Consider the following 14,032-nt stretch of genomic DNA (forward strand, 5'->3'; position numbering starts at 1 on the left):
CCCCTATCTTTAAACATTAATTCGGTTGATATTGCTTCATGCTAAGAAAATAACGTAAAAGATGTAACGCAACGGTTTTTCTGTAAGCCGCAGTGGAGCGTTGATCGTCGATTGGTCTAATGATCTTATCGAAGGCTGCCACAATTTCAGCGATGTCTGCATCGGCTATTGGTATCGTTTTTCCAACCAGCTTCTTCTCAATATCAATGGAACGAACCATCGTAGGTCCGACCGCCCCGAAGGCAAATCGAATGTCATCGATTCGATCTTTGCTTATCCGGACGAAACCCGCAAACGATACTTTGGCAATGGCATCTGCGTTGCGGTTGCCGACTTTCTCGAAAACGACATGTGAATCTCCTAATACGAACGGCAGAATAATCTCCGTTACTATTTCATTGTGAAAGCGTTGAACCTGTCGTGGACCTTGAATGAAATCACTAATCGCAACCATGCGATCACCATTTACGGAGCGCAACAGAAGCTTTGCATTGTATACATATAATAAAGGAAGCATGTCACCGGCTGGAGAGGCGTTGCAAATATTACCGCCTAATGTTCCCCGGTTTCTAATTGCCGGGGCAGCAATTGTTTTAATTGCATTCTTTAAAGCAAAAGGAATCAACGGATTTTCAAGTAATTCACTATAGGTACAGCAGGCCCCGATGTGGAGATCCTTGTGATGTTGATACACCTGCTTTAATTCGGAAAGATGATTAATAAAAACAATCGGTTTAGGGATTTTTGGAGGTACTCCCCTTCTACTTTTGTGAAGAACCATAACATCGGTGCCTCCGGCTATGATTGCACAATCTTCTCTATTCAATTGGCTCAAAGTTTCGTCTAAACGCTCGAAGCGATACGCTGTTATTTTCTCTATCATAAGCCATCACCTTTTTTAGCTGCTAGGTTAATCGCCTCAACAATCATATTGTAGCCCGTACATCGGCACAGATTTCCGGAGATGCCCTCACGAATTTCAGCCTCTGAAGGATGAGGATTTTCAGATAACAAAGCTGCACTTGCCATAATCATTCCCGGGATGCAATAGCCGCATTGCACTCCCCCGGCTATGGAATAGCTTTCATCTAAAATTTTAAATTGTTCCGTTTCAATGATGCCTTCAATCGTTTGAATATCGGCACCAGCAATCGAGCCAATTGGAATAAGGCAGCTGTTTTGCAGGAGGTTATTCACAAAAACACTGCAGGCTCCGCACTCCCCTTCACCACAGCCTTCCTTTGTTCCGATTAACTCAAACTCATCTCTTAATAAATCTAGTAATCTTGCTGTAGCAGGGGCGTCAGTTTCTACCGTTCTTCCATTTAGTGTGAATTTAATCAACCCTCTTCACCTTCTTTCATCCAAAGACTTTCAATAATGACTTCCGGTGTAATCGGAATTTGCTGAAAAGAAGTGTGCAGGGCATCCTCAATCGCAGCTTGGACTGCTGGAGCGCCTCCGATTAAAGTCAATTCACCTGCACCCTTCGCCCCGTATGGACCATCAGCATAGGGGTTATCAAAGACCTTGCTTTCAATTGAAACAATATCCAATGAAGTCGGCGGTCCATAATCCGATATGCTTTTTTGTTGGATTCTACCTTGTTTTGACGTCATCTTTTCTAGATAACCATATGCTAGCCCTTGAGCCAAACCACCGTCAATTTGGCCTTTCATAATCCGTTCATCGATGACCTTCCCAACTTCATAATTGCCGTATACTTTTTCTAACTTTAAATTACCTGTTAACGTATCAACTTCTACTTCAACGATATTAACGCCCCATGAATAAGCCGGGTAGGCATCTCCAGTGAAGGTTTTCTCGTCCCAAGGAATCATTTCACGGTGAACATAGTGCTCAACCACTTCCTGTTCCACCCCTGTTTGCCACTGATTCTTAAGTTTTTTTGCGGCCCGCTCAAGCAATTTTCCGACAATCATCGTCGTCCTGGAAGCTACGGTCGGACCCGAGTCGGGAACCTCTTTTGTGTCGGGATAAGGGTACAAAATATCTTCGAACGGGAGGTTAAGTTCTTTGGCGACAATTTTACACAACGTCGTCAAAATACCTTGTCCCATATCAGAGTTTGAGATTTTTAGTGATACCTGGTCGTCCTTTGATTTAACCAGTTTCACCTTTGCTTTAATATGATCTCTTTCGCCACTGCCAGTAAATCCACAGCCGTGGAGGAACAGCGAAGTTCCTATGCCTTTTTTATAGCGCTGTTTTTGTTGATTTAAGCGCTGAAAGTCTTCTTTTTTCTTGTTGTATTCTGACACGTTGAGTACGTCCTCAATCATATCTTCCACTAATATCGGGTCGCGGAATTTACCTTTGGTGATGGTGGGGTCTCCTTGTTTGACGAGGTATTTTCGTTTATATTCAAGCGGGTCGATTTTTGCCAGTTTACTAAGATGTCCAATATGACTTTCGATTCCGGCAAAGCTTTGAGGAGCACCAAAGCCTCTGAAGGCGCCGTTCGGAACGGTATTGGTTTTTAAGACATAGCCTTTTGCATGAAAATGCGGAATTTTATAAACACCGGCACTGTTTAATAATGCGCGCTGCAGCACGACAGAGCTCAATCCAACATTTGCCCCTCCATCGAGAAAGATATCAACACACATGCTCAAAATATTTCCTTCCTTATCAAGGGCCGTCCGATATTTGAGTTTGGCCGGATGCCTTTTCGTCGTTACCAGCATATCCTCAGAACGGTCGAACACGAGCATTACCGATTTTTTTACTGCTCTTGCGGCAACGGCTACGTGACAAGCCATCATAGAAGGATAATCTTCTTTGCCGCCAAAACCTCCGCCGGTAGGACTTTGAACAACCCTGACTTCATCGTCACCACAGGCTAATGCGCTTAGCAATGCATTTTTTATATAATAAAGACATTGCATCGATCCCTGGACGACAATTTCATCATCCTTATAAACGGCGAGCATTCCTTGCGGCTCAAGATAGACATGCTCCTGGTAACCCGTATCATATTCTTCTTCGATGATTTGATGGGCTCCCTGCTCGATAGCTGAAATGTTTTCTAAGCTTTCCCCAAATTCATAGCTTGCCAAAACTAAGGATACTGATTTTTGCTTTATCGCTTCGTCCAATGTATAGATAGCCTGATGTTCTTCAAATTCAACCTTCACTTCATTTAACAAACTGTACAGGATATCCAGGTCTTTGCCCGTGAGCATGAGAATTGGCTCACTAATATAATTGACCCACTCATTGGCAAAAATGGGCTGATCTTCTTTGATAATTTTGACATAATTCGGTCCGGGGATATGCTCTGCTCCAACAGCTTCATACCCTTCTGGAAGATTAGGTAATTGAATGGATATGATTTTTCCATAAGCAATTGGTGATCGATACAAAACACCATAAACCATATTTTCCACTTTTACGTCACTAATATAGGGCAACTGGCCCGATACTTTACCTTTATGGTCCTTTTTGGGCACTGAGGTGCTTATGTCTTTGAGATTCATTGCAACAACACCCTTCGACTCATTTTTTTAATGGGACATATTCTGAATAGAAACCTCTTCCAATGATTTTATCAATGAGAATGATCTTTTATGATTCATTTATATTCAAGATTTTCGTAGTTTTTATTTTTATTTTTACTTCGAGAAATTTAAAGCATTATCATAATCAATGGCTTTTTGGTAATCCTCCGGTGTATCAACATCCATTAATACTCCCGCATCATCTACATTCATGTATTGCTTTTCGTAACCGCCCAGGACCACACGCAAATTACTTTCTGGATTGGTTTCGAGAATTTTCTGTTTCACTTCGCTTGATAATTTAATGGGATGGCCGCCTTTATAGTCAAAGCTGGGAATAACCACGTTTCCTTTGTGTTTTGCTAGTAGCTGAACAGTCTCTTTTTTTACAAGCGGACAATCGCCGGGTGTTATAAAGAAGGTTGGGTCATTTACTTCGTTGCAGCCCTTTTGAATGGAATGAAACATTCCCTGGTTAAAGTTTTCATTATAAACAAACTTGATCTGAAATGAATAGGCATTTTCACTGATAATTTTGACAATTTCCTCTTGGATGATTTCCGCTTGAAATCCAGCTACGACGATGACCTTGTTGCATAATCCTTCAAATTTAGAGATCGTTTGCTCCAACACGCTCATTTGCCCCATCGGCAAAGTCATTTTAAATGCATTCGCTCGGCTGGAATATCCAGCAGCCAGGACTATTGCTTCCATATTCGTCACCTTCTACCTATCATTTTTCTTTAATCTCACAATAAAATCACAAGCGGAGGAAGGATTTGCTGTATGGACTATTAAGAGAACATTGATTGTTTATGTTTTGAATTTTAATTAAAGAATCTGGATAGTGTTTTTTCTTTATATGCGTAAAAACCTCATTATATTACTTATTAACCAACTTGATACTATTTTTAAATTATAAAAGATATAAAGAGACAATACATAGTCCTTAATTTAAGAGAATGAGTGTCAAGTATTGACCAGTGTTTAATCGAAGAAGCTAAAATTATTGAATTATCAAATAACGGTGTTTTTTTTAGAATATAAAGAAGCCTTTGCTCTAATGAGCAAAGACTTCAGTTTGTAGACAAACTAATGGGGACCTCTTTACGGAGGTCCCCATTAATGAAGCAAGGTTTCTTGTTCAAAGGTGCAATTCATTACGGAATATCATGTCCCATCGAGCTTGTTAATATGTTAAACCATTGCTCTTTTTCCATGCTTAAGTTTAGTGAATCAATAGCGCTGTCCAACCGTTCTTTCTTACCGGACCCAACGATTGGAATGATTTTTGCGGGATGCCTCAACAGCCAGGCATACATCACTTCATCTATTCCGTTAGCCCCGATCTCTTCTTTTACGGTTTCTAATGTTTTTCTTAAGCGGACAGCTTTTTCGTTCGATTCCTCAAAGATGCTGCCTCCTGCAAGCGGTGACCATGCCATAGGCGCAACGCCCTTTTCCTGACATAAGTTCAAGGTTCCGTCTTCGAAGTTTTCAAGATTGTATGCCGAAAGCTCCAGCTGATTCGTCACAAGCGGATAGTCTAGATATGATTGAAGCATATCCCATTGCGGTTTTTTGAAGTTCGATACTCCAAAGTTCCGGACCTTTCCTGATTCCTTTAATTGATTAAACGCCTCAGCCGTTTCTGCCGGGTCCATCAGGGGATCCGGACGATGGATAAGTAATATATCAATATAATCCGTTTTAAGATTCATAAGAGATTGTTCAACAGACTTTATGATATGGGTTTTACTAGTATCGTAATGGTGACTTTTATGGGAAGGACGGTTTTCTGATTGAAGAACGATGCCACATTTCGTAACGATCTCCATTTTATCGCGTAAAGAAGGCTTTAATGAAAGTGCGTTCCCAAAAATCTCCTCACACGTATAGCTTCCATATATATCGGCGTGATCATATGTAGTGACGCCCCGATCCATTCCGTGTTCAATAAGAGATAGGATATCCTCGGCAGAAAATCTCCAATCTGCCAATCTCCACATACCGTGTACAATGCGTGAAAGACTAAGATCTTCAGTTAGATTGACTCTTTGCATGTTTTTCTCCCCTTTTATAACATGATTGGGCTTGCTAATTAGTTGTTTGTTTTTCTATCATTACTACCCTTCGTTAATCAGTGACAGTATCTAAAGCTACTGCCATGAACCTTAGTATAATTTAAATTTTCGGAGAATCCTAATCTTGAGTGACCCTTATCTGCCATATTTATTTAACTTAGGTTCGTGAAGAAATATATCGCCGCCTTCTCGTTGAAGTTCACACGTTATGAACATAAGAAAAAGGCTGCCGCAGCAACCTCCTGAATATTGTTAGTTCTTTTGTGTTTTCTCATGTAATTCCACGATTTCTATCGCTAAATCTTTTGTTGTCATGGAAGTCATCAAGTGATCTTGAGCATGGATCAGGAGCATTGGAATATCGAATTTCTCACCATTCACTTCTTGTTGAATCAATGCGGTTTGGATTTTATGTGCCGCAACAAACTCTTGTTCCGCTTCCTTTAATTTATCCTGGGCATCGCTTGATTTACCTTGTTTTTGCAAGGCGATGGCTTCCATTGCACAACTGCGGGCATTCCCGCTATGGAGAATTAATTGAAATGATAATTCAGAGAGATCCTCTTTCGTTTTCGTCATATTAACCCCCCTTTTGATAGTATGTTATTTTGATATTAATTGGAGAGCCGTACGCAATACTTCCTTACCATTACATGATCCATAATTTATTGGATTTATATGTTTTTCTTTCTTTTAAAGCCTTCAATCTTTCTTCTAGCATTTTCTGCATTTCAGTTATTCAATTTAATCTTTAAAGAATTAAAATTTTTCTCTTTTCCTATTTAAAGATAACTGCCATCATTAAAAAATTTTACCTAATTTTTGAAACATATTTATTAAAACAGTAAATATTTATGACAATCTGCAGCCCTAGACTAGCCTAGTCTAGAGCTCATTTTTTTCTTTTCCTAGTATCAAATTCATATATTTTCTTTACACTTTTCATTAAAAATAGAATGATATAGCGTAGTTGAATATTTACATAATGAAATTAATGGTTTCTTCCAACGCATCATTTGCATCCGGAGATTTCCCCACCTCGTAAACGATTTCCCCGTCAATCATCGTCATTTCAACCCGTAATTGATCAATTCTTTCAATTGTTACATCCAATATTCGTTCGTTCAACACAACCAAATCGGCTAATTTCCCTACCTCGATGCTTCCTTTTCGGTCTTCCTCGAAGCTTGCGTAGGCTCCGTTCCAGGTGTACAGCCTAATCGCTTCCATGACGGAGATTTTCTGCTCTTCCCCAATGACCGCGCCGGAAGGTGTCAGTCGGTTGACCGCCCCATGAATGCCGATAAGCGGATTGCAGTTCGAGACGGGGCTATCCGAGGCTCCTGCTACGACAATGCCAGCTTTTAAACAGGCTCCAATTGGGTAAAAATAGTCGCTGCGAGCGCCGAAGTGCTTAATGTATATATCTCCAAATTCAGTGAAAAAGTTCGGGTTAGGAACGGTCACTATACCCAATTTAGCCATTCGCTCGATGAGATCGGGCATCGCCAAACCGGCATGCTCGATTCGATGTCTGTGATTGTGCCGCGGATATTGTCTAAGCGCTTCTTCGAATGTATTCAACAACATCTCGATTGCCCGATCGCCCTGTGCGTGAGCCGTAATTTGATAACCATCGCGATGGGCTGAGATGAGCGCGTCGTTCATATTCTCTTGCGTGTAATACAGAATGCCGCTGTCTTCCGGATTCGTCTCATATGGCTGACGCGTCGCAAGCGTCGGCGCGGTGCTGGCTCCGTCTATAAAGATTTTCGCCGGACCGATGCGAAATCGATCGTCTCCGAACCCAGTCGACAAGCACGTCTCTCTCATTCGGATAAAGTTAGGCTCGTGAACTACCATTGCATACACCCGAACTTTTAAGCGACCGGAACGAACCGCTTGCTGCAGTATGCGAAGATTGACCGGCTCGTACCCTCCGGCATCATGAATTGTCGTAATGCCTAACGATACGAAATCGCGCGAAGCGATTTCCGCCGCTCTGGCCAAGACCTCTTCCGTCGGATTCATGACACGTTTTACCGGATCCATTGCTGCTTCCACTAGTAGCCCGTTTAATCTCCCGGATTCGTCCCGACCGAACACTGCACCTTCCGAATCGCCCGATTGGTCGTTTACACCTGCCAATTCCAACACTTTACTGTTCGCAATCATAATGTGGCCGCATTGTCGCACAATTAGAATCGGGTGTACCGTCGACACTTCATCCAGTTCATGTCGGGTTAGGTACCGCCCTTCCAACATAAACATTTCGTTGTAGCCTACTGCTATGATCCACCCTCCTATAGGGATAGATTCCGCCTTCCGTTTCAATTCACAGATAATATCTGCATTGGATTGAATCGATGCGTCTTTGCAATTAATCGCTAGCCTTGTAAGTCCATAACCGAGCAAGTGCAAATGCGAATCTATAAATCCTGGCAGTAGAGTCCTACCTCGCAAATCCATCACTTTGGTGCTCTCTCCGATCCAACGTTTGATATTCTCATTCGTCCCGACTGCTTCAATTCGGTTACGTTTAACGGCAACTGCTTCTGCGATCAGATTGTTCGAATCGACGGTAATGACTTGTCCGTTTACAAATACTACATCAGCAAACATACGATCACCTCTTATTTTTTCTGTAAACAAGATCTAATGACTATACTTTGTTGTGTTCTAGTTTTTCAGCCAATTCAGCCTACAAAACATAATTGATTTCTACTAAGCTTCTACTTGATTCATTGAATCGGCATCTCTGTTTGAGAGATAATTAAAAACCAATGCAATAAACATCTTTCCGATATACAACATTGATTTTTCATCTACATCAAATTTCGGATGATGATGCGGGTATATCGCATTCTTCGTAGGATTTGCACCTCCCACGTAGAAAAACGTTCCAGGAACCTTCTCTAGATATAAGGAGAAATCTTCCATTCCTGTTAACGTATACGGCGGGATTTGTATTACTTTTTCCTCTCCCAGAAGATTTTTTGCTAACTTGTCCGCTTTTATTGTTTCCTCCGGATGATTCCACAAAGCGGGATATCCTCTCTCGTACTTAAATTTCACAGTGGCTCCTGCACCTTCGCAGTTAGATGTTGCGATTTGGCCAATGGCTTCTTCTATCAAAACCTGCACGCTTTCCTCGAAGGTTCGTACCGTTCCAGTAATTTTGGCTGTGTCGGGAATGACATTAAAAGCCTGTCCGCTTTGAAAAGAACCAATCGAGACAACCGCTGTTTTAGACGGATCAACGCGGCGGCTGACGATTTGCTGCAAATTGAGCACCAGTTGGCTGCCCACCACAATTGGGTCTACCGTCAAATGAGGAGTCGCTCCATGCCCTCCTTTCCCATAAACCTCAATTTCAAATGTATCTCCTGCCGCCATTATATATCCCTCTCCAACAGCAACCATACCAAGCGGAAGAATGGAAGATACATGGGCTCCATAAATGACATCGACTCCATCCAGACAGCCATCTTCAATCATGGGCTTTGCTCCTCCTGGAATTACCTCTTCCGCAAACTGATGGATAAAGACAACATTTCCTTCGAGCTCATCCTTCACTTCGCTTAATACTTTGGCTACTCCAATCAAAGCTGCTGTATGAATATCATGGCCGCAGGCATGCATCACCCCAGGTATACGGGACTTGTACTCCACGTTTTTCTCGTCTGATATCGGCAATGCATCGAAATCCGCGCGCAGCGCTACTGTCTTGCCCGGTTTCCCTCCTCTCAAGAGTCCAACTACTCCTCTTCCGCCAACTTCTGTTCTTACTTCCAATCCCAAGTTGGTTAAAAAATCAGCGATCATTTTTGGGGTATTGATCTCCTGGAAGGATAATTCAGGATACATATGAAGATCTCTGCGAAATTTAACCAACTCCGGATATACCTCTTGAAGTCTACTAAATAAGTTTTTTAGCATCATTTCCACCCCGATATTTGTTCTAGCATTAATCCACCGGATTGCTTATATACATGATCAACATTTCAGTTCCACCTTACTAAATTTGTTTTCCCATTAGCCAAACACCACTATTTTACTTTGACATTCGACTGTATTTGATCACTCACGTCCTCGTGAGAAACAAGATTGCTGTTTCGAATGGTTAGTCCGAATAGCGCGGAGGACAAACCAGCCGCAATTAAGAACCAGAAAGCGCCGTCGTAAGAACCTTTTAATTCTGAGATGAGTACACCCATCATGATCGGTGCAATGAATCCACCAATCATCGATCCCAGATTCATAATTCCAATCGCGGAACCAATCACACTCTTGTCAAACAATTTGTGAGGGAGTGCGTATACTGCACTAAACACAAAACCATAAAAGATTGATGACAGTGTCAAATAAGTAAAGACCATTCCAACATTAGGTGCGAAGAGTGCTAAAAATAAAAATACTGTGTAAAAAAGTCCATTCATTAAAAAGTACATTTTCTCCCTACCGGAAAATTTGACTAGCAACCAACCACCCGCTGCCGTTCCCAGAGTTGCGGCCGTAGTCGGAAGGAGTCCCAACACCCCTGCAGAAACCAAATCTAAATGGCGTACTGTTACCATATACATGGGCAACCATGAAGACGTGCCCCACGAAGCAATGCTGATTGAAAACCACGTTAGGACCAATGCCCATGTCTGACGAGTTTTCAATAAAGAGAGCATGGAATCCTTGTTTACTGGTTGTTGTTCTTTTGCTTCTTCCAATTGAATCGGACTACGAATGTATTTCCAAAGCAGTACTCCGATGATGACACCTGCTGCTCCAAGAGCAAAGAACACGTTCCTCCAACCTAACCAGATCAGGAGTGTTGGCACAAGAACACCCGTAATTAGACCGCCAAACGAATTCGATGACATTAAGATGGACTGTGCCTTACCTTTTTCTTTCTGAGGGAAATACTCAGCGATGGCTTTTGCACATGCAGCAGGATATCCCCCCTCCATAATTCCGAACAAAAAACGAATCACGATTAAAGCGGTAAACGACCAAGCGAAACCGGTGAAGACTGTAAAAAGCGACCAGAGGACAATAGAAAAAATAATCACCCTTCGGTAACCCAACTGATCTGTCAGCCAGCCGGCCGGAATTTGCATGATGGCGTAAGCCAAGAAGAAGGCGCTGATTACTGTTCCCGTGGCAGCCGGACTAAGATTGAATTCTTGACCAATTGGCACAACAGCTAGATTCATAACTAACCGGTCCATATAAGAAACCATATAACCCACAAATAGGAGAGACAAAATGAACTTCCTGTTGTCCCCTTGAACAGCCATACCCTTCACAAATCATAACCTCCCCTTAATGATGCCCAGCAAATAATGGATGGCAGCTTGCACCAAGTTTCTGTAAAAAGGCAACTTCCTCTTACGACAGTTCTTCAATTTAGTTCATTACGAATTTACTAACTCAAGTGCATTATTTTTTGTTTTCTTATGGATCTCTTTACCTCCTTTACACCAAATTGTTTATGCAAATTTTATGCCAAGAAAAAGATCACTTTACAATGAAAAAATAACGTAAATAGGTATAATTGTGTGAAATTTCTAAATATTCAAGGTATAATTATTATGAATCGATTCAAATGAATCGAAATTGAATCAACGCTACTCACAATAATGATGAACTTTGAACTATTTTCGATTCAAAATAAAAGGTCGATCCATCCGTCATTAAAGGAAAGGCAAGTGATGAATCAGAATATGTTAACCATTGAACCGGAATATTTATTCAAAATCATGAACTACATGAATAAACCTATTTATATAACCGATAAGAACGGAATGACTCTTTTTGTTAGCGACATGAGCTGTAAGCTGATTGGGAAAAAGAAAGAGGAGCTAATCGGAAAAAACGTCTCACAATTGGAAAAAGAGGGGTTCTTCAAGCCGTCTGTTGCAAAAATAGTTTTAGATAAGAAACAAAATGTCAGCGTCATTCAACAAGTTGGAGAAGGAGAAGGAAAAGGAGTGGCTACAGGACATCTAATATTGGACGAACATAATAAACCAAAATATGCAGTCGCATTGGGTTATGATATTCCGGATTTCGTCGGTTACAGTTCTCAAATTAAAATTGAAGAATTGGATTCTGCTTTTCGGTTTTATTTACACGAATTACAAAAACTCAAGGCGAAACTTGTAAGGGCAAAAGAAGTCCCTTTTTTTATCGGACAAAGCCGGGTCTATGATATGCTCAAGGAAACAATTGAAAAAGTTGCCTGTGTGGAAACTACCGTTCTTATTACAGGGGAAACAGGTGTTGGAAAAACGCTTATAGCTGAACGTATTCATCATCTGAGTGACCGGAAAGATCGTCCGTTTATCCATCTTAATTGCGCAGCGATTCCGGAATTGCTCCTGGAATCCGAACTGTTCGGCTATCAAAAAGGGGCGTTCACCGGAGCAAATGCAAACGGCAAAACCGGACTTGTCAAACTTGCGGAGAAAGGCACCCTTTTCTTAGACGAGATTGGCGAACTCTCACATTCTTTACAACCCAAACTCCTTCAATTGCTGCAAAATAAAACGTACATGCCGATTGGAGCTTCCCGAACGGTACAAGCCGATGTGCGTATCATTGCAGCTACCAACAGTAATTTGGAGGATATGGTCAAAGAAGGGAAATTCCGGGCTGATTTATATTATCGCCTCCATATTTTACCGATCCGCATACCCTCGCTTCGAGAGCGGAAGGAAGACATCTTTTGTCTCCTTCAGTATAATTTGGAGAAGTTTAATTACTTGCATAACCATAAACGAGTGCTTTCTACAAAAGTGGTCGAAGTGCTTCAAAACTATCATTGGCCTGGAAATGTACGGGAATTGGAAAATATAATTGAGCAGCTTGTCATTATGGCAAAAGAGGATGAAGTTGCAATTCAGGATTTGCCAAAACGCTTGATCGGTTCAGTCTCCGAAGAGGTTTCTATCTCTTTAAATGCAGGAAATTCTTTACATGAAGTTTTGGAATGCGTCGAAAAAAGAATGATCACACAAGCATTCCATCATCATAAAACAACCCGCGATGCGGCAAAAGCACTGGGCGTTACTCAGTCATTATTTATGCGCAGGTTGGCGAAATATGAGATTACAAAAGAAGAAAAATAAGCTGGAACGGTGGATGCCGCCGTAACTGATAAAAATGTTAGGAAACCTTGACAGTGTGAGGGGCCAACCAAAAGTCATGCTTTTTTGTAAAAAAAAAGCACTTACCCCCTTGGTAAAGTGCTTTTTTCAATTTTTTACCTCATTCGCTTTCTGCATTCTCCTTATTCTGGAGATGACGCTGCCAACCAGGCTTTCATTATTCTTTAATATCCCACTGCGGATTCCAAACGACTTCCCAAAGGTGTCCATCAAGGTCTTGAAAGTGTGCAGAGTATCCTCCCCAGAAAGTGTCATGTGCCGGATCGGTTATGATCGCGCCAGCTTTTTTTGCTTTTTCCAATACAATATTCACTTCCTCTTTACTGCCTACATTGTGACCAAGGGTAAATTCAGTAGGACTTGCCGGAGACAAAGGAACCTTGGCCTCATGCGCTATATCCCTGCGATTCCATATGGCAAGTTTTAAGCCACCTTGCAGGTGGAAAAAGGCAACGGCTCCATGCTCAAATTCTTTGCCCACTATCCCTTCTGTTTGAAATCCCAGGCCATCCCGATAGAATTCCAGCGATTTTTCCAAATCATCCACACCTAATGTTATGACAGTAATACGTGGTTTCATGATTGTCCCCCTTTTTACTTACTTTCTCCTACTATTGTTTACCAACTCTTTTAGTTCAAACGAGATCAAAATAAATACGGTTTTTTTTGTCAATCCAAGCTGAATTCCTGTATAGTAGAATGATTGACTGATCGAGCTCGAATATCAGGATTTACTCATTCACTTTACTTAAAATGTAATGAACCGAAAGGAAATTCGATTACCAATGATTTCATTTATCCTCACCTTGAAACGTTTCCTAAAAGCGCTCTGGTCCGCTTTTAAATTGAAGAATTTCCAGGTTCTTTTCGTATTGGTCCTCGTTATGTTATTTTCCGGCACGATTTTCTATGTTAAGCAGGAAGGTCTATCTGTGATTGAATCCCTTTACTTCTGCGTTGTTACTCTTAGCACGGTTGGGCATCCCAGTTTTGAACCACAGACAACATTAGGAAAAGTGTTTACAATGATTTATATTGTAGGCGGCACCGGATTATTTATCGGCTTAATAGGATACCTAGCATACGCAATCATAAAGAAACCGGAAAACGAGAGCAACAGCAGCAAAATCTGAATGCATTGGAATGCTTAAAATACAGGCATTCCTTTTTGATTGGTGTAAATAATCGCTTCTAATCAAATCCCAATTTAAATGAATCCCTTCTACATAAACTTGGTTAATTTTAACATTAATTATCTTTTTTT

The 14,032-nt window shown here is 41.3% G+C and carries 12 protein-coding genes; 2 read left to right on the forward strand and 10 right to left on the reverse strand.

What is annotated here, in order from left to right:
* Positions 1–16 precede the first annotated feature (16 nt).
* The 9 genes from LQ188_RS08450 to LQ188_RS08490 all read right to left on the reverse strand — a co-directional run bounded on the left by LQ188_RS08450 (position 17) and on the right by LQ188_RS08490 (position 10,863).
* Positions 17–883, reverse strand: a complete 867-nt coding sequence (locus tag LQ188_RS08450; protein ID WP_230176541.1) for a xanthine dehydrogenase family protein subunit M — start codon at positions 881–883, stop codon at positions 17–19.
* On the reverse strand, positions 880–1,344 hold the full coding sequence (locus tag LQ188_RS08455; RefSeq protein WP_034312987.1) for a (2Fe-2S)-binding protein: 465 nt from the start codon (positions 1,342–1,344) through the stop codon (positions 880–882). Before LQ188_RS08455 ends, LQ188_RS08450 begins: the two co-directional genes overlap by 4 nt.
* On the reverse strand, positions 1,341–3,500 hold the full coding sequence (locus LQ188_RS08460) for a xanthine dehydrogenase family protein molybdopterin-binding subunit (protein WP_230176542.1): 2,160 nt from the start codon (positions 3,498–3,500) through the stop codon (positions 1,341–1,343). Before LQ188_RS08460 ends, LQ188_RS08455 begins: the two co-directional genes overlap by 4 nt.
* A gap of 135 nt (positions 3,501–3,635) precedes the next feature.
* On the reverse strand, positions 3,636–4,235 hold the full coding sequence (locus tag LQ188_RS08465) for a nucleotidyltransferase family protein (RefSeq protein ID WP_230176543.1): 600 nt from the start codon (positions 4,233–4,235) through the stop codon (positions 3,636–3,638).
* Between the two features lie 446 nt (positions 4,236–4,681).
* The gene (locus tag LQ188_RS08470) at positions 4,682–5,584 is read right to left on the reverse strand and encodes an aldo/keto reductase family oxidoreductase (protein ID WP_230176544.1); all 903 of its coding nucleotides are present in this window, start codon (positions 5,582–5,584) and stop codon (positions 4,682–4,684) included.
* A 273-nt stretch (positions 5,585–5,857) separates the two neighbouring features.
* Positions 5,858–6,184, reverse strand: coding sequence for a PTS lactose/cellobiose transporter subunit IIA (locus LQ188_RS08475; RefSeq protein WP_230176545.1), 327 nt, complete (start codon positions 6,182–6,184; stop codon positions 5,858–5,860).
* Between the two features lie 399 nt (positions 6,185–6,583).
* Positions 6,584–8,227 carry an amidohydrolase gene (locus LQ188_RS08480; protein WP_230176546.1) on the reverse strand — a complete coding sequence of 548 codons (1,644 nt, stop codon included), beginning with the start codon at positions 8,225–8,227 and terminating at the stop codon, positions 6,584–6,586.
* 102 nt (positions 8,228–8,329) lie between these two features.
* Entirely contained in the window at positions 8,330–9,544 is a 1,215-nt protein-coding gene (locus LQ188_RS08485; protein WP_230176547.1) for a M20 family metallopeptidase, read from the reverse strand.
* A gap of 110 nt (positions 9,545–9,654) precedes the next feature.
* On the reverse strand, positions 9,655–10,863 hold the full coding sequence (locus LQ188_RS08490; RefSeq protein WP_230176548.1) for an MFS transporter: 1,209 nt from the start codon (positions 10,861–10,863) through the stop codon (positions 9,655–9,657).
* Positions 10,864–11,310: 447 nt separating this feature from the next.
* Between LQ188_RS08490 and LQ188_RS08495 the strand changes: the two genes are divergently transcribed.
* Positions 11,311–12,729 (forward strand): sigma 54-interacting transcriptional regulator, encoded by a 1,419-nt coding sequence (locus tag LQ188_RS08495; protein ID WP_230176549.1) that lies wholly within the window; start codon positions 11,311–11,313, stop codon positions 12,727–12,729.
* Between the two features lie 196 nt (positions 12,730–12,925).
* Here the strand turns inward: LQ188_RS08495 and LQ188_RS08500 are convergent, their stop codons facing one another.
* Positions 12,926–13,348, reverse strand: coding sequence for a VOC family protein (locus LQ188_RS08500; protein ID WP_230176550.1), 423 nt, complete (start codon positions 13,346–13,348; stop codon positions 12,926–12,928).
* Between the two features lie 205 nt (positions 13,349–13,553).
* On the opposite strand from LQ188_RS08500, the gene LQ188_RS08505 reads away from it, so the two are divergent.
* A complete protein-coding gene (locus LQ188_RS08505; protein WP_230176551.1) occupies positions 13,554–13,901 on the forward strand; it encodes a potassium channel family protein in 348 nt (115 codons plus the stop codon).
* Positions 13,902–14,032 lie beyond the last annotated feature (131 nt).

Origin of the sequence: Peribacillus sp. Bi134 (assembly GCF_918698065.1) — a bacterium.
Taxonomy (GTDB): Bacteria; Bacillota; Bacilli; order Bacillales; family DSM-1321; genus Peribacillus.